Raw genomic sequence first — 19,045 nt, 5'->3', positions numbered from 1 at the left:
CGTGCCCGGCCAAAAAACGAAGCCGTCGGCGGTGTCTTGGGCACTCCGCCAGCAGTGCGACAGCCCGGCCCAGAAGCTGGTGCTGGTCGCGATGGCAGACCTCAGCAGCGCGCTGCGCGAAGGCTACGCCGGCGCCAGCTACCTCTCCGAGCGCACCGGCGTGCCCGAGGCCGACGTCCGCTGCGCGATCGATTCTCTTCGCGGCGTGGGCCTGATCGCCTGGACCGGACGCAGCAAGAGTCCGAAGGGCAGGGGGCCAATCTGGGTACTCGCCGTCGACGGGCCGGTCAGCGAGCCGGCGGAGTCGCCGTTTTGAGCATCGAAGCCGTCACCTGGGCACTCAAGCAGCCCATCAAGCACAGCTCGGCGAAGTTCGTTCTCGTCGCGCTGGCCAACTGCGCGAGCGCCGAGAGCGGCATCGCGTTCCCGTCTGTCGCATACCTCGCCAGCGCCACCAGTCAGGACCGCAAGACGGTGCTGAACAACCTGCAGCGGCTGATCGAATGGGGACAGATCGAGGACACCGGCAAGCGCTGCGGCGCGACGAAGCAGATCGTCATCTACCGCGTGCTGTGCGGCGCTGACCTGTTCTCCGAGGGTGCTTTGCAGCCGGTCGGGGAACGGTCCCAAAACCGGAACAGTTCCGAAAACGGAACAGTCCCGAAAACGGCGGGAAACAGTACCGTTTTTCCGCCTAACAGTCCCAAAAACGGGACACGGAACCGTCAAGAACCGTCAGGTAACCACCAGTCTCTTGCCCGACGCTCCGCGTCGCGCTTCAGCGAGTTCTGGGCGGAGTACCCGAAGCGAGAAGGTCGGAAGCGCGCCGAGGCGAAGTGGAACGCCAAGAACCTCGACGTGCTGGCCGATCTGATCATCGCCGACGTCAAGCGCCGCAAGGCCGAACACGGCCGTTGGCTCGATGGCTTCGTGCTGGACGCCGTGAAGTACCTCGGCGAGGAACGCTGGGAAGACGAGATCACGCCGCGCGCTGGTGTCGTTGCCGTCACGCCGTCCACCACCACGCCTGCCCCGGTACCGGCCCGCCATCCGCTGGCGCCGACCGAGACGAAGCTGCAGCAGGCCATCGGCTACGCCGTGCAGCAGCACAACCTCGGCGCGATCGATGACGCGGAGCTGGAGCAGCAGATCGTCGCGGCACGGGCGAAGCACGGCAAGCCGGCGGATGCGCAGGCGGTGGCGGCGTGAGCTTCGTCTTCGAAGGCCAGACGTTCGACACCGCGAAGGCGTTCGGCGACGCGTTCCCCGCCTGCCGCAGCTACCGCGCGCTGGTGCGTGAGCAAGGCATCGGCTCGATCGCGGATCTGGAGCGGGTGATCGGTGCGCGCGTGGCCACGGGCCGCGAGAAGGCTGCGGCGGCATCGCGGCGAACAGGCATCCGAACGTTCTCGGGCGCGGCCCGCCTACAGAGGAAATCATGAGCGAAGCAATCCGCGAGTACCGGCGGGAACTGGCCGTTTACTGCATGACCCGCACCGCGGCGCCCGTCACCGCTGCCGAGCTGGCCGAGACGATGGAGTCGGTCGCGCATTCGGAAGGGCACCCGAAGGCCTGCTATGCGCAGCTGACCGGTGTGGAGGCGAACGGCATCCTGGTCTCGCTGCGCAGGGCAGGGGCCGTCCGCATCATCGACACGGTGCGGGATTCCGCGCAGGGCCGGGACGTGAACAAGTGGGTGGCCGCCGACGGCGCGGAGCGCGCGCCACTGCCGCTGCCGCCGGACCCCAGCACGCCAGAAACCCACGGAGTCCAACTCGCGGACCAAGCCGGTATCGTGGTCGACCCTCGCATGAGCGCGATCCTGCAGGCCGGCGAGGTGATGGCCCGGTTCGAGGCTGCACAGCGCGCGCGCCGCGAAGCATTCGAACGCGAGTCCATCCGCCTGCATGCCGGCGTGCAGGAAGAGGTGCGAGCGCTGCTGGAGAAGGCTGGCATGCAGGCGGGCGCCCTGTGACCCGGTACCGCACCACCTCGGACATGCCCGGCGGCATGCGCGCGCTGCACGATCGCCAGCACGGGTACCGCCCGGCGCCGCCGGCCGCAGCTGCGCGCGAGAAGCGCACCTCCAAGTACAACGCCGTTCCCACCGAGGTCGACGGCATCCGCTTCGACTCGAAGGCCGAGGCCAACTACTACCGCAAGCTGAAGCTGCGGGTGCAGGCCGGCGAGGTCCGCTACTTCCTGCGCCAGGTGCCGATCCATCTGCCCGGCGGCGTGAAGTACGTGTGCGACTTCGTCGAGTTCCGAGCGGACGGCACGCACCACTATGTCGACGTCAAAGGCGTGATCACGCCGCAGTTCCGCGACAAGAAAAAGCTGGTCGAGGCGCTGTACCCCATCACCATCGAGTGCGTGAAGTGAGCGCGCGCCCGATGACCACCCAGCGGGTCCACGATGCTGTGCGCGTCTGCGCGCCGATCACCGTGCACGCCATCATCCAGGCGCTGGCCAAGGATGACGAGCACGCCGCGCGCGAGATCCGCCGCTGTGTGTCGGAGCTGCTGAAGCGAGACGAGATCGCCGTCACCGGCAAGCCGGGCCGCGCAGATCGACGCGTGCTGATCGCCGTGCAGAACCCCGCGCCAGCGCCGCTGCCGCCGCCCGTCGAATCGATCGAGCCTGCGGCCGCGCCTGTTCGCGCCGTCGAACGGGCCCGCCTCGGCAAGTACCGCCCGCCCATGCCGCGGGAACGCGCACCGCATCTGATTCCGGCACCCGCCCTGCAGCCGCAGTGGCCCGCCGTCCACAAGACCGGCGCTGTGCTCGCGCCACGCATCACAGGGGGATTCATCCATGGCTGACGGTAGCCAGCACGCGTTCCATCTTCCGCCGATCAAGGCGCTCTCCCGTCTGCGCGCCGGCGAGATCTCCGTCGACCTGTTCGCCGGCGGCGGTGGCGCCAGCACGGCGCTCGAGCAGGCGCTGGACCGGCCCGTCGACATCGCGATCAACCACAACCCGTGGGCGGTCAGCATGCACGCGGCGAATCACCCGTACACCCGACACCTGTGCGAGGACGTCTGGGAAGCGGATCCGCGCCGCGAGGTGGCCGGTCGCGCTGTCGGCTGGCTGCATGCCTCGCCGGACTGCACGCACTTCAGCCAGGCGAAGGGCGGTCAGCCGCGCAGCCGGGCCACGCGCGCGCTGTCGTGGGTGGTGCTGAAGTGGGCTGGCACGGTGCGCCCTCGCATCATCAGCCTCGAGAACGTGCACCAGATCCTGAAGTGGGGTCCGTTGGTCGCGAAGCGCGATGCGAAGACCGGGCGCGTGCTCACCCTGGACATGGTGCCGGACGCGGTGACCGGCCGCATGATCCACCGCGTCGCCGCGCCGGGTGAGCGCGTGCCGATCGACAACCAGTTCCTGATCCCGGACAAGCGCCAGCAGGGCCGCACCTGGCGCCAGTTCGTCGCCGCCCTGCGCGCGATGGGCTACGCCGTCGAGTGGAAGCGCCTGAAGGCCTGCGACTACGGCGCCGGCACCAGCCGGGAACGCCTGTTCCTGATCGCGCGCTGCGATGGCGAGCCGATCACGTGGCCCGAGGCCAGCCACGGCCCCGACCGCGCGACGCCGTACGTCACCGCGGCAGACTGCATCGACTGGTCGCTGACCTGTCCGTCGATCTTCACCCGCAACAAGCCGCTGGCCGACGCGACGCTGCGGCGCATTGCGCGCGGGATCAAGCGGTATGTGCTGGATGCGGCCGAGCCCTATATCGTTGAAGGCAGTCCACCGGAGATCCGCCATGTCCCAATGGGGAGCGAAAAAGCAGATCGGCACGGCCGTGTTCCTGCCTCTGTTGGAGTCGGCACCATTCAAGCCGGCGAAGGACGGAAGCACGATCATCGATGTCCTGATGGTCGACGACGGCGGGGGGACGGTGTGCGCCCAGGCCGACATGGCGCGGGCGGAGAGCTTCATCGGGCAGACGCATGCGGTGTGGCGCAGGACGTCAGCGCAGGGCTGATCGTTCACGCAACGCATGGCGGCGAGCGCCGCGCGCACAGCACAAGCGAACCTGTCCCCACCATCACCGCAGCGAATCGCGGTGAGCTGATGGCGGTTTCGCCGATCGTCGTCCAATGCGCCAACGCATCAGCAAACGGCGTGGCTGGAGGCGGCGAGCCGCTGGGCACTGTCACCGCCTGGCCGAAGGGTGGCTCGCATGCAGCGGTGTCGGCAGTCCTGTGTGGTGTCGGCGGTCGCGCAGGCGACTCAGAACCTCGCTCGGTAGCTGCGCCCGGCTACACCACGACGGCCAAAGCGGACTGCGCGATCGCGGCGGCGACCCTGATCCAGACTGGATACGGAGAGCGCGCGGGGCAAGCGCCGCGCGTGCCGGGGCTCGATAAGCCGGTCGGTACGCTCGTCGACGGGCAGAAGCACGCGGCCGTGACCGCATTCCTTGAGCAGGCCGCCGGCGGCCCGAACAGCAACACGTCGCGACCACGCGCTGCGACTGAGCCGGTATCGACGATCTCGACCAAGGGCAGCCAGCAGCGTCTGTGCGCCGTGCACCTGCAGCACGCATCGACTTCGAACTCAAATGGCGGTCGCGGTCGTATCGACCTCCCGCTACGAACAGTGCTGGCCGGTGGTCAGCACCACATGGTGGTGGAGGCGTCGCTAAGCCCTGAGCACGAAGCAGGGGCGCTGCAGGTCGCCGCCTTCCTGATGAAGTACCACGGCGCCGGCGCCAATGTGCCCGATCTCGAAGACCCGATCAGCACCATCAGCACGAAGGACCGGCTCGCGCTGGTGACCGTGACCATCCGCGGCACGCCGTATGTGATCGTGGACATCGGCCTGCGCATGCTCCAGCGCCACGAGCTGTTCCGCGCCCAGGGCTTCCCGGCCGAATACATCATCGACCGCACAGCCGACGGCCGCGCGCTGTCGGTCAGCCGCAGCGTCGCCATGGTGGGCAACAGCGTCAGCCCACCGCCGCTGCGCGCGATCGTCGCGGCGAACCTCGATCCGGCAGAGCCGGCAAGGCGGGCGGCATGACCCCGACCGTTCCGCGGGTGTGGACGCTGCTCGGCTCGTTTCGGTACCGGTTCGCCAGCGAGATCGAGCTGCACGACTGCATCGCCGAGGTGCTGACCAATGCCCGCGTCGATTTCGAGCGCGAGTACCCGCTCGGCCCGCGCGACCGGCTGGACTTCTACCTACCCGCGACGCGCGTGGCGCTGGAGATCAAGGTCGCCGGCTCCGTCGACACGGCGCGGCGTCAAGTCGAGCGCTATCTCGAGCACCCCGACATCGACGGTGCCGTACTCGCCGCCTCGAAGGCGTGGGCACGCGGCCAGCTGCCACGCCAGCTCGCGGCCAAGCCGTTCGCGATCGCATTCCTCCCGAGGCCCCTATGACGACGACCTTCGGCACCATCACACGCATCGAGGGCCGCTGGCAGATCGAGTGCGAGCCCCATGTGCGCGCCCGCATCCGCCGCATGTTCCCGCGCATCCCGCAATCGGGCGGCGTCATCGACCTATCGGACACCCCGGAGAACAGCCGCGAGCTCGGCTGGTTCCTCGATCGATACCCGATGGTGCTCGCCGACGCCGACGCCGCGCACATGGCACAGCAGACCCTCAGGCACATCGATCAGGAGCAGCGCCTGGCCGATCTGATCGCCGGCCGCGCTGACCTGCTGCCATTCGATCTGGCGAAGCCGCCCCGCGACTACCAGCGCGAGCCGGCGACGATGCTCGAGATCCGCGGCGGCTTGCTGCTGGGCGACGACGTCGGCGTGGGCAAGACGGTCAGCGCGATCTGCCCGATGACCAATCCGGCCCGCCTGCCTGCTGTGGTGGTGGTGCCGGCGCATCTGCCGGGACACTGGACGGAGAAGCTCGCCGAGTTCGCGCCGGCGCTGCGCGTGCACATCATTCGCGCGGGGCGGCCCTATCCGCTGGTGCGCCAGAAGGGCCAGCGCCGCACCGGCCTGTGGGAATCCCTGCCCGACGTGATCGTGGTGAGCTATCACAAGCTGCGCGGCTGGGCGGATACGCTGGTGGAACTGGCCCGCTACGTGGTGTTCGAGGAGTGCCAGCAGCTGCGTCGGCATGACAGCGAGATCTACCGCGCGTGTCGCACGCTGGCCAGCGGCAACGCGCCGCGGATGGGGTTGTCGGCCACGCCGATCTACAACTACGGCGGCGAGTTCTACAACGTCGTGCGGATCCTGCTGCCCGACGCTCTCGGCGAGCGCGACGAGTTCATCCGCGAATGGTGCTCTGCCGCGCCGGGTGACCAGCCGCGACTGCGAGACCCCGCCCAGTTCGGCGCATGGCTTCGGCGCGAAGGGGTGATGCTGCGCCGATCGCGCCGCGATGTTGGTCGCGAGTTGCCGCCGGTGACGGTGGTGCCACACCTGGTCGAGTCGGACAGCGCGGTCGTCGATCAGCTTGGCGGCGATGCGGTGGCCCTGGCCAAGATCGTGCTGCAGAAGGGCGAGGCCTACCGCGGGCAGAAGATGCAGGCGGCCGGCGAGTTCGATGCGCTGGTGCGGCAGGCGACTGGCGTGGCGAAGGCGCCGTATGTGGCCGAGTTCGTGCGGATGCTGGTGGAGTCTGGCGAGAAGGTGGTGCTGTTCGGCTGGCACCGGGAGGTGTACCGGATCTGGATGAAGCGCCTCGCGGACCTGCAGCCGGTGTTGTACACGGGCTCGGAGTCACTGCCAGAGAAGGCGGAAGCGAAGCGCCGGTTCATCGAAGGCGATGCGCGGATCCTGATCATGTCGCTGCGAAGCGGTGCCGGTGTGGACGGGCTGCAGCACGTGTGCCGCACGGTGGTCTTCGGCGAGTTCGACTGGTCGCCTGGCGTGCACGAACAATGCCTTGGTCGTGTGGATCGCGACGGGCAGCAAGATCCGGTGATGGCCTATTACCTGGAGAGCGAAGACGGCAGCGATCCGATTGTGATCGACGTTCTGGGGGTGAAGCGTCAGCAGTCGGAAGGCGTGAGGAACCCGGGCGGCCCGCTGGTCGAGCGCGCAGACATTGGCGAGGACGCATTGCAGCGCGTAGCGCGGGAGTTCTTGCGCAGTCAGGGGCAGCGCGCGCTGGATGCAGAGCAGGTGGCGGCGTGACGGCCGTGGTTTCCGAGCAGCAGCCGTGTGCGGCCTGTGGGCAGGCGCAGCTGACGGTGCGCGCGACGCAGGTGGTATGCGATCGGTGTGGCGCGAGCGGTCCCAAGCTTGAGCCGGGCTGCGGTCAGCCTGCTGTCGTCGAGGCATGGAACAGATCGCCGCCGGTGCTGGCCGGCTCTCGCAGAACCATCCGGCAGGAGGGCGACGCCGCGCGACGGGCGCCTCAGGCAGTGACGCCGCACGTCGCCGGCGAGCGAGACCCGCTGGAGTTGCTGGCACGGCTCACAGGCGTCAGTAGCTACCGGGTGCCGGTGGAGGGACGCAGCAGCCGGCCAACGCTGGGCACGAACGATGTCGCCGCGGCGCTGGGCTTCATGCGCTCGCCATTGGAGCGAGCCGTGGCCGAGGCGGTAGCGACGCAGCAGTGCTGTGGCCCGGCGATGGAGCGGGTGGTGGATGCGGCCGAAGCGGAGGTGCGTCGATCCGTGCAAGCGCTGCGGCCGGTACCGCTGGAGACGGGCAAGGGCACGGCGGGCGCCGAGATCCTGCGGCGGATCATCCGGGACGCGGCGGTGAAAGTGGTGCAGCCCTACGCCGAGCAGACGTCGACAGCCACCCTGGCGCGCGCTGCGAAGGTGCGGAAGGCAACGTACTTGGCCGTCCACCGGTGCTCGGTTTCGGTGCTGCAGGAGGCGCTGTCTGGCGCCCGTCGCTCGTTCCAGCGCGCGCTGTGGGGCGCCGAGCTTAAGGGTTAGGCCTCTGGCTTCCTTTGTTCTGTCTTTTGCTTCGCAAGAGCAACAATATTCTTCATCCTTTCCTGTTTCTCAAATCTACCTACGTACCAATCTTTTAATAACATTTCTATCAGGTCGATCAGAAGTTGTGCTTCCTCAGGCTCCACATCGACGATCAGGTCGATGTCCTTTTCCATATGCGCGCCGATGTTTCCAACGCTTCGGACTGCGTCGATAGCGCTCCAAGTCACAGGATCGATATGCGCTTCCAATGACTTGATTTCGAGAAAGAGAGTTTTATCTGAGATCTTCCAGAAATCACGGATCATTCCTTGCAAGCACCGCCTCGATAACGTCGCGGATGCTTTGGGGCTGAAGTCTCTTATCAAGCAGGCCTCTTCATAGTCCTCAAGAATCTGTCGAGGGATGTACTCAGGAAATGGTTTTGACGAAGATCTTGGGCGAAGTTTCCAGTGGTCTAGCTCGTCTCCCCACGCGCCACCTGCCTCCATCTTTATAAGGCTGAATTCAATCGTGTATTCACGGCATTGCTTATTTGGACACGTAATCGCCGACCCCACCAGAATCAGAGTGCGGCCCTCGCGATTGTTATCGTTGAAGTTCCAGTTTCCCCTAGTGATATTGCTGTTCGTTATAGTCGTGTCGCGATTGCAATAAGGGCAAGTCCAGCTCTGGCTCAAGAATCGTCTCCTTCGATCCACGGATTACTTGTGGATCGATCGTATGCCGTAACGGCGGATCTCACCATAGGAGACGCTCCTCAGTCGCCCCCTCAGTCACGACTGAGGGCACCTCAGTCGCACCTCAGGTGACTCGGGAACCAGAACCGGGTCCAATTGCCCAATGTGGCTCGCTATGCCCCCACCGGGCGCAGCGGGCCGCAGTCGTTTCCGGGGTATGGATTGGGTGTTCCCGATCGCCCCGACCCGACAGCAGCGTGGAGAAGTCCGGCATCTCGGCGGTCTCATAAACCGCAGGTCGCCCGTTCGAATCGGGCCGCTGCTACCAACACCCGCCACCCCGTCCAGATCAGAACTCATCGCGCCCAGCTGGCAGCGGTGGCGGGCACCTATTGCCGTGAGGCCGACCATGCGTTCGATCTTCGTATCCGCCGGACACAGCAACACCGACCCGGGTGCCGTTGCGTTCGGCCGTCGTGAGGCTGACATCGCGGTCGAGTTCCGCAACATGGTGGCGTTCTACCTGCAGCGCGCGGGCGTGCCGCACGAGCTGGACGGCAACGGCACGACGAACCTGCCGCTGCGCGAGGCTGTGGTGCGCGCGAAGCGTCACCCGCTCGGCGTGGAGTTCCATTGCAACGCTGCGGCTGCCGCCACTGCCACCGGTGTGGAGACGCTGTCCGCGCCCAAGGACATGGCCCTCGGCGCCGAGATCTGCAAGGCAGTCGCGCAGGCGCTCGGTCTGCGGAATCGCGGCGCCAAGCCGGAGAACGCAGGCCAGCATCACCGTCTGGCGTTCGTCCAGGCCGGCGGCATCATCGTCGAGCTGTTCTTCATCACCAACGCCGCCGACCTCGCCGCGTACGACGCGCGCAAGTGGGTCGCGGCGCGCGATGTGGCGGCCGTGCTGACGCAGGCGGCGAAGGCATGACCACGCAGCAGAAGGTCGGCGCCGGTGCTGGTGCGATCTTGCTGGCCATCCTGACGCTCGTGCTGTCTTCCCAGTCGCTTCCGTTCTTCCAGTGGGTGTGGGCGGAGCTGAAGGTGCTGGGCGCGCTGCCGCTGTTCGCGCCGACGCTGATGGCGTCGATCGTCGGCGGGTTCGCGCCGGCGTGGCTGCCGCATTTCCTGCCGCCTCACTGGCCGGCCCACCGGACCATGCGGGTCACACGTCTGCTCGGTTTCGGTATCGCGTCGCTCATGGTGATTTGCCGCTACCCCAGCGCGATCGGAATCCAGTACGGCCTGTTCGCCGGCACCGGCGCCTACGTCGTCTGGACGATTGCGTCAGGCCTGTTCTACCGCATGCGTCCGAACGCACAGCCCGAGAGTCTGAAAAGTGATGACAGCGGTGGTTGATCTCGACGACAAGGCGCTGCAGGAGATCGAGACCATCGCGCACGCGGAAGCGATGGAACTGCTGCGCGGCATCCATTCGATGCAGCCGTATCCAAAGGTCGACGCGCTGGGCATTCGCCGCCACGGCTTCGGGCGTCCGATCGAGAAGCGCCCGATCACCGAGTACGCGGCGAGCGTGGCGCTGTCCGAAGATGTGAAGCTCACTGTCGCGGCGTTGCGCGGTCGGGTGTTCGAACTGGTCGCCGTACACCCGGAGGCCAAGTCGCGGCTGAAGTACCTGTACGCGATCGCCGATCTGCTCGGCGCCGAAAAGTTGAACGACTGGTCCGCGCTGTGGGATTGCCTGCGCCGCCAGGACTGGGACGGCGCTGCGGTCGAGCTGATGACCGCGCAGTGGGATCGCCTATTCGCATGCGATGCCCTGAGCAAGCGGCATGTGATGCGACTGGTGCACGAGGTAAGTCGTCCCGAATGGATGGTGGCCCCGTGATCGCCGGCAGTGTGACCTCGCGCCTCAGCGCGTTCTGGCTGGCGTGGAAGTGGGTGCTGCTGCTCGCGCTCGCGCTGGCCGCATCGCTGTATGGCAACTACCGCCAGCACATCGCCGCGGTCACCGCGCCGCTGCGCGCAGATCTCGACGCCGCGCGCGACGGCTTGGTGCTGAGTGGCGTGCTGCAGGCCGATGCGCGTGCAGCGGGTGATCAGCTGCGTGCCGACGTCGCCGCGGCTCGCGCCACGTTGAGCACTGCGGGTCGCAACTACCGCAACGCTGTCGCCCGCGCGCCGCTCGGTGTGGCCTGCGCGCCAGGCGCAGAGCGGATGGATGCGGTGAACACGATGCTCGGCGAGTCGCCCGAGCGCACAACTTCAAACCGGAGATCGCCATGACCACGCAAGTCCGCATCCAGCTCGCACAGAACCCGCACAAGGTGAAGGTCGAGGTCGTCGCTATCGACAGCCGTTCCGACGGCTTCACCGACTCGAAGGTCGTCGGCACGCTGACGGACGCGGGGCAGGAGTACGTCGGGGCTATCTGGGACAACCGCGAGCTCACGCTGCGCGAAGTGCCAACTGACCCGCAGTGAGCGCTGAGCATCGCGACTGGCGCGCGCAGTACGACGACGGCGAGGGCTGTTGGCGCGTCGCGCGTACCGACGCCGATGGTCGCGAGATCTATGGCGGGCAGACCGGCATCGAGGGCGCGCCGTACCGCTGCTGCTGCGAGCAGAACGCGCGCAGCTTGGCCAAGTCCATGAACACCGTGGGGCATCCGTGATGCGCATCGCCATCGTTGCACTCGCTGTGATGCTCGGCGCATGCACGAACCAGAAGCGCCCCGATGCACCGGCAGCCGATGCGGACGTGCTGTGCTATCAGGCGTGCACCGTCAGCCTCAGTGATACCGGCGTGCGCTGGCATGCCGACCCGGCCGATGCCAATGCCTGGGATGCATTGGGCGAAACCGTGGTAAGCGAACTGGCCAGTCGACTGCTGACATGCGAAGCCAGCCGGCGCGCGTGCGCGGTCTTCATCCAGTCGCTCGTTCGATCTGGCGTCATCGTTGCACCGCCGCGCGAACCTGAACAGCTATGAGAGGTTATCCACAACCTGTGGATAAGTCGGCCTTCGGGGACCCTGGGCGCCTCCGCGGCAACCGCGGGGGGAAAGGGCCGCGGTATTCGACAGATTTTCCGGCGCACATGGGTGACAGCAGCAGGTCTCGCTTGAGCCCGTAAAAACAGGGCTATCGAGGCTGCTATGGGTGACCTGCGGACGTTCAGCGCGGGATGGTCGGTATCGCGTCTGGCGCAAGAGTTCGGAATGGCGCGCGCCACCGTGTCCAAGCGGCTGCGGGAAAGCGGGGTGCCGCCGCTGGGCGAACGTAACGGCAGCCCGGTGTATCAGCTGGCTGACGCCGCAAGCGCCTTGGTCGGTACCGGCGGCGGTGGCGCGAACGATGGCGGCGTCATCGATCCGCGTGACCTGCCGCCGAAGGAGCGCAAGGATTTCTTCCAGTCCGAGAACGAGCGGCTGAAGGTCGAGATGACCATGGGCACGCTGGTGCCGGCCGTCGAGGTCGAGGCGGACATGGCCGACCTGGTGAAGCAGATCGTGCAGTTCCTCGACACGCTGCCCGACGACCTCGAGCGGAAGCTGGCGCTGAAGCCGGAACAGGTGGTGAAGGTGCAGGAGCGCTGCGATCGGATCCGGCAGCTGATGTACGAGAGAGTGGTGACGGACGAGTCTGATGGCGACGCACGCGACAGCGCGTAGCATCCGCAACGACGTCGCCATGATGCTCCGGCCACCCCGCCGGATTCTGGTGTCGGACGGTGCCAGGGCGTTGCGCGTCAATGCCGGCACCGGCAGCGGCAACCCGTGGGATGCGTCGACGACGCCCTACATGGTGAAGCCGCTCAACGCGACATCGAGTCGCCTGCACGAGGCGGTGGTGTTCGTCGGGCCTGCGCGATCGGGCAAGACACTGGCGCTGATCGAAGGCTGCCTGGCGCACACGATCACGTGCGACCCGGCTGACGTAATGGTGATCCAGTCCACGAAGGACGCGGCGGAGGACTACAGCAAGACGCGCATCAGCCGAGGGATCCGCGGCAGCCCGGAGCTGCTGAAGCAACTCAGCCCGCGTGCGCACGACGACAACGTGCTGATGAAGTTCTTCCGGTCAGGCATGTCGCTCCGTCTGGGCTGGCCATCGCTGTCGGTTCTGTCGGGAAAGGATGTGAAGCGCGTCCTGATGACGGACGTCGACAACTTCACCGGCGACCTCGGCATCGACGAAGCGTTCGGCCTCGCGATGAAGCGCTGCCAGACTTTCATGTCCGGCGGCATCGTCGTTGCGGAATCCAGTCCGGCCACCGATTACGTCGACGGCCAGTGGCGGCAGAGCGCGGAACGACCGCACGAAGCGCCACCGGCTGGCGGCATCGCCTCCCTCTACAACCGCGGTGACCGCCATCGCTGGTATTGGCCGTGCATGGAGTGCGGCGAATACTTCCAGGCCTCGCCCGGCTATGAGCTGTTCAAACTGCCGCTGGAGCGCGAGCTGCTGGAGCGCGTCCAGGTTGATGACATGCTCACCATGTCGCGGCGCCTGTCGATCGTCTATTGCCCGCACTGCCACGTCGGGCTGAAGGATCGCTGGAAGGACGCGATGAACCTGCGCGGCGACTGGGTCGGCGAGGGGCAGGTGATCCACCGAGATGGAACGATCGATGGCGACGTCATCGAATCGCGCACGACGAGCTATTACCTCGGCGGCGTGGCCGCGGCGTTCCAGAGCTGGGAATCGCTGATCGAGCGTTACCTGCAGGCGCTGAAGGTCTACGCCAAGACCGGCGAAGAGAAGCCGCTGAAGACGACATACAACGTCGACGCGGCGCTGAACTACGTGCCGATGGCGGCGCGGTCGGAGAGCAACCCGACGGCGATGCAGGACCGAGCGGAAACATGGACATCCGGCAGCGTACCGCCCGGTGTGCACTTCCTCACCGCTACGGTTGACGGTCAGAAGAACCGGTTCGTGGTCCAGGTCATGGGCTGGGGCCCGGGTGCGAGCGGCACGCTGGAACGCTGCATCGTCGACAGCTTCTCGTTACGCACATCCGAGCGGCCGGACGGGGCTGGTGGCTTTCTCGGCCTGGAGCCGGCCAAGTACCTCGAAGATTGGGAGAGGTTGGTCCCCAAGGTCATCCAGCGTCGCTACCCGCTCGACGACGGCAGCGGACGCACGATGCCGGTGCGCGCGGTCGGAATCGACTGGGGCGGCGCCGAGGGGCACGCGGCACGCGCGCTGGAGTTCTGGCGTTCGCTGAAGGAGCGCGGCCTGCACTGGCGCGTCCGCCTGGTGAAGGGCCGAGGCGGCAAGGTCGACTATCTCTGGAAAGAGACGAAGCCGGATTCGAGCAAGCGCAAAGATCGAAACTCCGGCAGCCGCGGCGATGTGCCGCAGCTGCTGATCAACGTCGACCGAATGAAAGATCAGGTCGCGGCCAATGTGGCGCGCGAGGAACCTGGTCCGGGCTACTACCGCTTCGGCGACTGGCTGCCGACCGCTTTCTACGAAGAGCTGACGGCCGAGACCCGGACCTCGAAGGGCTGGGAAAACCTCGGCAAACGCCGAAACGAAGCCTTCGACCTCGCGGTCTACAACGAAACGCTGGCGCTGTGGATCAAGGCGCCGGCCATCAACTGGTCGAACCCGCCTGCATGGGCGGCCGGCTGGGACACGAACCCCGATGTGGTGAAGGGCGACGAGCCTCCACCGCCAGCGCCGGCACCGGTGCGGTCACGACGACCGCGCGTGGTGCCGAGCCGATACCTGAGGCGATGACATGGCATACACCCGCGCCGATCTGCAGCAGCTGGAGACCGCGATCAAGAGCGGCACGCTGTCGGTCCAGTACGGCGAACGCCGCGTGCAGTACCAGAACCTCAGCGAGCTGCGCGCCGCGCGTCGCGAGATCCTCGCCGAGATCGAAGCCGGCGAGCGGCCCCGCCGTGCGCGCCGGATCATCCGCATGACCCAGACCGGCCAGGGATTCTTCTAATGGTCGGCTACGGCGCTCCGCCCAACGAGACCACGCACGGCGGTGGCTACAAGGCGGGCGGCAACGGCCGGCGCCTGCAGATGATGCGCTCGGCCAGCCTCGGCCCGAACGTCGTCACGCTCTACAGCCTCGGCGAGATCGTCGCGCGTGCGCGCAACGCAGCGCGCAACGACCCGTGGGCCGGCGCGGCGGCTGACAAGAGCGTCGCCAATGGCATCGGGACTGGCATCCAGGCCAAGCCGTTGTGGGGCACGAAAGCGTGGCAGGCGCGCGAACGCAAGCTCTGGAAGCGATTCAGCAAGCACTGCGATGCCGAGGGCGTGCTCAACTTCGACGGCATCCAGGCGCTGATCTGGCGCGAGTGCGAGGAGGCCGGCGAATGTTTCGTGCGCCTGCGCAATCGCCGCCTCAGCGACGGCCTGCCGGTGCCGCTGCAGCTGCAGGTGATCGAGGCGGAGCAGTGCCCGCCGCACTTCTACGGCACGGCCAGCAACGGCAACCAGATTCGCGCGGGCATCGAGTTCGACCTGATCGGCCGTCGCGTCGCCTACTGGATGTACCCGCGCCACCCCGGCGACTACCACGCCGGCACCGACATTGACGCCACCACGCTCAAGCGTGTGCCTGCGGACGAGGTGATCCACGTCTACGAGCCACTGCGCGCCGGCCAGATTCGCGGCATCCCGCGCTCGGCCTCGGTGCTCGTGCGCATGTTCAACCTCGACACCATGGACGATGCAGTGCTCGAGCGGCAGAAGATCGGCAACCTGCTGGTCGGCTTCTTCGAAGACGCCGACACCAGCGGCGAGCCGCGTGATCCGCTCGCGGACCAGCTCACCGGCGACGGCACGGCACCGGCAGGGCTGCGACCGGAGGACGAGGGCGCGCTCGACGTTTCCATGGAGCCTGGCTCCACCATCGACCTCGGCGGCACCGGCCGCAAGTTCAACCAGACCAAGCCGCCGGACGCCGGTAACAACTACCCCGACTACCTGCGCACGGGCCTGCTGGCCATCGCCGCGCGCTGGGGCGTGCCCTACGAAGTGCTGACCGGCGACTTGCGCAACGTCAGCGATCGCGCGCTGCGCCTGATCCTCAACGAGTTCCGCCGCTTCATCGAGATGCGGCAGTGGCTGATGCTGATCCCGCGCTGCCTGCAGCCGATCCGCGAGGCCTACTTCGATCGCGCGGTGCTCGCCGGCGCGTTGACGGTGCCGGGATACGACGAGATCCGCGAAGACGTCAGCGAGACGTTGTGGGTGCCGCAGGGCTGGCCCTACAGCCATCCAGTGCAGGACGTCGACGCCGACATCAAAGCCATCCGCGGCGGTTTGGAATCCAAGTCCGCGACGATCCTGCGAAAGGGCGAGGATCCGGACGAGGTCGCCGACCAGATCCAGCAGGACAACGCCGACGCCGACGCGCGCGGCTTCATCTTCGACACCGATCCGCGCCGCGTCGCGCGCACCGGCAGCGCGCAGAAGGCGCCTGCCGACGACACCGCATCCGAATCCGGAGAGACCCCATGAAGAATCCGCCCGGCGTGCTCGCGCGCCTGTTCGGCCGTGCCAAGCCGGCTCCCGTCGTGTCGTCGCTGGCGACCGCGGTGCTCAACCGTCCGCTGCTCGCGGACCGCGCTACCGCCGAGGCGATGGTGAATGCCTATCTCACCGGCGACGTCACCAGCCTCGACACCCAGCTGACCACCGATCGTGTGTCGGCCACCCCGGCACCAGAGGCCGAGACGGCTGGCCAGATCGGAGTGATCAACATCTCCGGCGGCCTGGTCAACCGGCCGATGCCCGGCGCCAGCGGCGCGGGCCCCGTCAGCTACACGGCAATTCGCGATGCCTTCGACGAACTGATCGAGGACGATGGCATCAGCGCTGTCGTGTTCCGTTTGGAAACGCCAGGCGGCATGGCATCCGGCTTGTTCGACATGTCTGATCGCATCTTCGCCGCGCGCGGCCGCAAGCCCATCCATGCGCTGGTCGACGATTACGCCTACTCCGCCGGCTACGGCCTCGCCGCCGCGTGCGATGAGATCTGGGTCAGCCGTACCGGCGGCGTCGGCTCGGTCGGCGTCTGTGCGTTCCATTACGACTGGAGCGGCAACGACGCGCAGATCGGCCTGAAGGTGACGCCGATCTATGCCGGCGAACAGAAGATCGATTTCAACCCCCACTTCCCCATGTCGGAACAGGCTCAGGCACGCGCGCAGGAAGACGTCGATCGCACCTATGCCCTGTTCGTGAAGTCCATCGCCCAATACCGCGAGATGGACGAAGAGTCCGTGCGCGCCACCCAAGCCGGCGTGTTCTACGGCGAGCGCGCCGTCGCCGCCGGCATGGCTACGCGCCTCGGCACGTGGGATGACCTGATCGCCCATCTCGGTGCGCCCGGCGTCGATGCACCGGCTCAGGCCGGTGATGAAGGCGACGACGCCGGCGATGCCGAACTCGCGGCGAGTTCCTTGGCGCGCCCAGCGCAAGCCGGCGAGATCTCCGACACGGCAGCGCATGCCGCCGCACTCGCAGCCGGAACGCTGACCGAGATCACCGCAGACGAGAAAGCCAATGGCGACGCCAACGCGGCACCCGCAGAACCCGCAACTCCGGCCGCTGCAGCCGACGCCACTGCCGCAGAAGCTGAGGCAGCCAGGCACGCCGCAGCCGGCCAGATCGCAACGGCCGTGAGGGCCGCCGGCCTGGCGCCCGATCTGACCGTCGCGCTGATGGACTACGTCCAGACGCCAGAGGCGGTCGCGGTCGAAGTCGAACGCGCCCAGGGCATCGCCGATCTGTGCCGCGCCACCCACACCCGATCGCTCGCGGTGGACCTCATCAAGTCCGGCGCGACGATCGAACAGGCGAGGGCGCAGCTCGACGGCGCCACCGCCAGCGTTGGCGACGAGCTCGTCACCGCGCAGCCCACACAGAGCACCGCGGTCGTCGCGGCCGCGCTGAAGCAGCAGCAGGGGCTCGACCCCAACCACGTCTACGCAAACCGCAGTAAGAACCGAGGATCGAAGAAATGATCACGCCCACCGGCAACACCGCAGAGTTCCTCCTGAGCGAGGCCCATGGCGAGCGTTCGCGCGCGCTTTTCACCCTTCCCGCCGGCCAGGGCTACCTGCGCCCGGGCACGTTCCTCGACTCGTCCGGCAACGTGGCGACCTCCAGTGAGGATGTCGCCGGCCTGCTGTACGGCGGCGTCGACACTGGCTCGGACAACGCTGGCTCTGACGTCAAGGCCACCGTCATCGACAGCGACGCCGAGGTGCACGGCGAGCTGCTGCAGTGGGCCGAGGACGATACCGATGTCATCAAGACCGCATTTGCCAGCGCTCTCAATGCCATCGGCATCCGCGTCCGCTGGACCGTGCGCCCGACCGGTCTCGAAACCGACCAGACCGAGGCGGAAGCAGAACCCCCGTCCGGCGGCGGTGGCGGCTGACCCGGCCGACACTCCGCACCACCGCTTCACCACCCAATAGCCCCGCACCTGCGGGGCTTCTGCTTTTCAGAGGACAGGAACCATGGATCTCCAGCAGCTGGTCGATTCCGCCGCGCTCAGCACGCAGTCGCTGACCGCCAACATCAACAACCTCCCCGACACCCCGACCCGCATCGGCGACATGGGCCTGTTCTCCGAGGCAGGCGTCTCCACGACGTTCGTGCTGGTGGGCATCCAGGACCACAAGCTTTCGCTGGTGCCGGCCGTGCCGCGCGGCGCGCCGTCGCAGCCGAAGGCGCTGCACGGCAGCAAGGCGAAGCCGTTCCTCATCCCGCACCTGCCGCAGCGCTCCACGGTGATGGCGGACGAGGTGCAGAACGCACGGGCCTTCTCGATCGCTGCGCCGCCGGAATCCGGTGAGAACCTCCAGCTGAGCAGCGCTATCACCGCCGTCACGCAGAAGGTCAGCGCGCTGCAGGCGGTGCACAAGCGCGACAACGACTACACCATCGAGTACCACCGCATGGGCGCCATTCGCGGCCAGGTGATGGATGCCGACGGGACGGTGCTGATCGACATCTACCGCGAGTTCGGCATCACCCAGGAGTCGGTTTCGCTGGCGCTGGGCAATACGGGCACGAACGTCCGCAACAAGGTGATGGAGATCAAGCGCAAGGTCGAGAAGAAGCTCGGCGGCGTGCCGTACAGCGGCATCCATGTCTTCTGCAGCCCCGAATTCTTCGACCAGCTCACCGGTCACGCCAAGGTCGAGAAGGCATTCGACCGCTGGCAGGAAGGCGCCGCGCTGCGTGACGACCTGCGCCGCGGCTTCACGTTCGGCGGCGTGACGTTCGAGGAGGTCAGCTCGGCCGTGGGCGATGACCGCTACATCCCCGAGGGCGAGGCGATCGCGTTCCCCTTGGGCGTGCCGGACATGTTCATCACGCGCTTCGCCCCGGCGGATTACATCGAGACCGTCAACACGATCGGCCTGCCGTACTACTCCAAGTCGGAGGTCCAGCGCTTCGGCAAGGGCATCGACATCGAGTCGCAGTCCAACGCGCTGAACCTCAACACCCGCCCCGACGTCGTCATCCGCCTGACGGCGTAACC

At 67.1% G+C, this 19,045-nt stretch carries 25 protein-coding genes and 1 tRNA gene; 25 read left to right on the top strand and 1 reads right to left on the bottom strand.

Annotated elements, in window-relative coordinates; translation table 11 throughout:
- Positions 1 to 31: 31 nt before the first annotated feature.
- The 10 genes from V3391_RS06645 to V3391_RS06600 are packed head-to-tail and all read left to right on the top strand — an operon-like array spanning position 32 to position 7,869.
- A complete protein-coding gene (locus V3391_RS06645; protein WP_332077605.1) occupies positions 32 to 316 on the top strand; it encodes a hypothetical protein in 285 nt (94 codons plus the stop codon).
- Positions 313 to 1,209, top strand: a complete 897-nt coding sequence (locus V3391_RS06640; protein ID WP_332077604.1) for a helix-turn-helix domain-containing protein — start codon at positions 313 to 315, stop codon at positions 1,207 to 1,209. The genes V3391_RS06645 and V3391_RS06640 overlap by 4 nt, the downstream gene beginning before the upstream one ends.
- Positions 1,206 to 1,442, top strand: a complete 237-nt coding sequence (locus tag V3391_RS06635) for a hypothetical protein (protein ID WP_332077603.1) — start codon at positions 1,206 to 1,208, stop codon at positions 1,440 to 1,442. Before V3391_RS06640 ends, V3391_RS06635 begins: the two co-directional genes overlap by 4 nt.
- The gene (locus V3391_RS06630) at positions 1,439 to 1,975 is read left to right on the top strand and encodes a hypothetical protein (RefSeq protein ID WP_332077602.1); all 537 of its coding nucleotides are present in this window, start codon (positions 1,439 to 1,441) and stop codon (positions 1,973 to 1,975) included. Before V3391_RS06635 ends, V3391_RS06630 begins: the two co-directional genes overlap by 4 nt.
- Positions 1,972 to 2,382 (top strand): DUF1064 domain-containing protein, encoded by a 411-nt coding sequence (locus tag V3391_RS06625; RefSeq protein ID WP_332077601.1) that lies wholly within the window; start codon positions 1,972 to 1,974, stop codon positions 2,380 to 2,382. Before V3391_RS06630 ends, V3391_RS06625 begins: the two co-directional genes overlap by 4 nt.
- Positions 2,379 to 2,822, top strand: a complete 444-nt coding sequence (locus V3391_RS06620; RefSeq protein WP_332077600.1) for a hypothetical protein — start codon at positions 2,379 to 2,381, stop codon at positions 2,820 to 2,822. Before V3391_RS06625 ends, V3391_RS06620 begins: the two co-directional genes overlap by 4 nt.
- On the top strand, positions 2,815 to 5,028 hold the full coding sequence (locus tag V3391_RS06615; protein ID WP_332077599.1) for a DNA cytosine methyltransferase: 2,214 nt from the start codon (positions 2,815 to 2,817) through the stop codon (positions 5,026 to 5,028). The genes V3391_RS06620 and V3391_RS06615 overlap by 8 nt, the downstream gene beginning before the upstream one ends.
- Complete coding sequence (locus V3391_RS06610; protein ID WP_332077598.1) at positions 5,025 to 5,390, top strand: hypothetical protein; 366 nt, start codon at positions 5,025 to 5,027, stop codon at positions 5,388 to 5,390. The genes V3391_RS06615 and V3391_RS06610 overlap by 4 nt, the downstream gene beginning before the upstream one ends.
- Positions 5,387 to 7,114 carry a DEAD/DEAH box helicase gene (locus V3391_RS06605; RefSeq protein ID WP_332077597.1) on the top strand — a complete coding sequence of 576 codons (1,728 nt, stop codon included), beginning with the start codon at positions 5,387 to 5,389 and terminating at the stop codon, positions 7,112 to 7,114. The genes V3391_RS06610 and V3391_RS06605 overlap by 4 nt, the downstream gene beginning before the upstream one ends.
- A complete protein-coding gene (locus V3391_RS06600; RefSeq protein ID WP_332077596.1) occupies positions 7,111 to 7,869 on the top strand; it encodes a hypothetical protein in 759 nt (252 codons plus the stop codon). The genes V3391_RS06605 and V3391_RS06600 overlap by 4 nt, the downstream gene beginning before the upstream one ends.
- Here the strand turns inward: V3391_RS06600 and V3391_RS06595 are convergent.
- Complete coding sequence (locus V3391_RS06595; RefSeq protein ID WP_332077595.1) at positions 7,866 to 8,549, bottom strand: DUF4145 domain-containing protein; 684 nt, start codon at positions 8,547 to 8,549, stop codon at positions 7,866 to 7,868. The two genes, V3391_RS06600 and V3391_RS06595, sit on opposite strands and share 4 nt — an antisense overlap.
- A gap of 251 nt (positions 8,550 to 8,800) precedes the next feature.
- On the opposite strand from V3391_RS06595, the gene V3391_RS06590 reads away from it, so the two are divergent.
- The 15 genes from V3391_RS06590 (at position 8,801) to V3391_RS06520 (ending at position 19,043) form a co-directional block, all read left to right on the top strand.
- Positions 8,801 to 8,877 (top strand) — tRNA-Met (locus V3391_RS06590).
- A gap of 81 nt (positions 8,878 to 8,958) precedes the next feature.
- Positions 8,959 to 9,480: an N-acetylmuramoyl-L-alanine amidase gene (locus V3391_RS06585; RefSeq protein WP_332077594.1), complete on the top strand. Its 522-nt coding sequence runs from the start codon at positions 8,959 to 8,961 to the stop codon at positions 9,478 to 9,480.
- Positions 9,477 to 9,908: a hypothetical protein gene (locus V3391_RS06580; RefSeq protein ID WP_332077593.1), complete on the top strand. Its 432-nt coding sequence runs from the start codon at positions 9,477 to 9,479 to the stop codon at positions 9,906 to 9,908. Before V3391_RS06585 ends, V3391_RS06580 begins: the two co-directional genes overlap by 4 nt.
- Positions 9,892 to 10,398, top strand: coding sequence for a hypothetical protein (locus V3391_RS06575; protein WP_332077592.1), 507 nt, complete (start codon positions 9,892 to 9,894; stop codon positions 10,396 to 10,398). Before V3391_RS06580 ends, V3391_RS06575 begins: the two co-directional genes overlap by 17 nt.
- Entirely contained in the window at positions 10,380 to 10,796 is a 417-nt protein-coding gene (locus V3391_RS06570) for a hypothetical protein (RefSeq protein WP_332077591.1), read from the top strand. The genes V3391_RS06575 and V3391_RS06570 overlap by 19 nt, the downstream gene beginning before the upstream one ends.
- Positions 10,793 to 10,993 carry a hypothetical protein gene (locus V3391_RS06565; RefSeq protein WP_332077590.1) on the top strand — a complete coding sequence of 67 codons (201 nt, stop codon included), beginning with the start codon at positions 10,793 to 10,795 and terminating at the stop codon, positions 10,991 to 10,993. Before V3391_RS06570 ends, V3391_RS06565 begins: the two co-directional genes overlap by 4 nt.
- On the top strand, positions 10,990 to 11,184 hold the full coding sequence (locus V3391_RS06560; RefSeq protein WP_332077589.1) for a hypothetical protein: 195 nt from the start codon (positions 10,990 to 10,992) through the stop codon (positions 11,182 to 11,184). The genes V3391_RS06565 and V3391_RS06560 overlap by 4 nt, the downstream gene beginning before the upstream one ends.
- On the top strand, positions 11,184 to 11,501 hold the full coding sequence (locus V3391_RS06555) for a hypothetical protein (protein WP_332077588.1): 318 nt from the start codon (positions 11,184 to 11,186) through the stop codon (positions 11,499 to 11,501). Before V3391_RS06560 ends, V3391_RS06555 begins: the two co-directional genes overlap by 1 nt.
- Positions 11,502 to 11,666: 165 nt before the next feature.
- Positions 11,667 to 12,182 (top strand): DUF1441 family protein, encoded by a 516-nt coding sequence (locus V3391_RS06550; RefSeq protein ID WP_332077587.1) that lies wholly within the window; start codon positions 11,667 to 11,669, stop codon positions 12,180 to 12,182.
- Complete coding sequence (locus tag V3391_RS06545; protein WP_332077586.1) at positions 12,157 to 14,259, top strand: terminase gpA endonuclease subunit; 2,103 nt, start codon at positions 12,157 to 12,159, stop codon at positions 14,257 to 14,259. Before V3391_RS06550 ends, V3391_RS06545 begins: the two co-directional genes overlap by 26 nt.
- A gap of 1 nt (position 14,260) precedes the next feature.
- The gene (locus V3391_RS06540; RefSeq protein ID WP_332077585.1) at positions 14,261 to 14,476 is read left to right on the top strand and encodes a phage head-tail joining protein; all 216 of its coding nucleotides are present in this window, start codon (positions 14,261 to 14,263) and stop codon (positions 14,474 to 14,476) included.
- Positions 14,476 to 16,005 (top strand): phage portal protein, encoded by a 1,530-nt coding sequence (locus V3391_RS06535; protein ID WP_332077584.1) that lies wholly within the window; start codon positions 14,476 to 14,478, stop codon positions 16,003 to 16,005. The genes V3391_RS06540 and V3391_RS06535 overlap by 1 nt, the downstream gene beginning before the upstream one ends.
- Positions 16,002 to 17,513, top strand: coding sequence for a S49 family peptidase (locus tag V3391_RS06530; protein WP_332077583.1), 1,512 nt, complete (start codon positions 16,002 to 16,004; stop codon positions 17,511 to 17,513). The genes V3391_RS06535 and V3391_RS06530 overlap by 4 nt, the downstream gene beginning before the upstream one ends.
- Positions 17,510 to 17,932 carry a head decoration protein gene (locus tag V3391_RS06525; RefSeq protein ID WP_332077582.1) on the top strand — a complete coding sequence of 141 codons (423 nt, stop codon included), beginning with the start codon at positions 17,510 to 17,512 and terminating at the stop codon, positions 17,930 to 17,932. Before V3391_RS06530 ends, V3391_RS06525 begins: the two co-directional genes overlap by 4 nt.
- Before the next feature lie 82 nt (positions 17,933 to 18,014).
- Positions 18,015 to 19,043: a major capsid protein gene (locus V3391_RS06520; RefSeq protein ID WP_332077581.1), complete on the top strand. Its 1,029-nt coding sequence runs from the start codon at positions 18,015 to 18,017 to the stop codon at positions 19,041 to 19,043.
- The last annotated feature ends 2 nt before the right edge of the window (positions 19,044 to 19,045 follow it).

It is taken from the genome of Luteimonas flava, assembly GCF_036584485.1.
GTDB lineage: Bacteria > Pseudomonadota > Gammaproteobacteria > Xanthomonadales > Xanthomonadaceae > Luteimonas > Luteimonas flava.
This window is presented reverse-complemented; position numbering and strand designations above follow the sequence as displayed.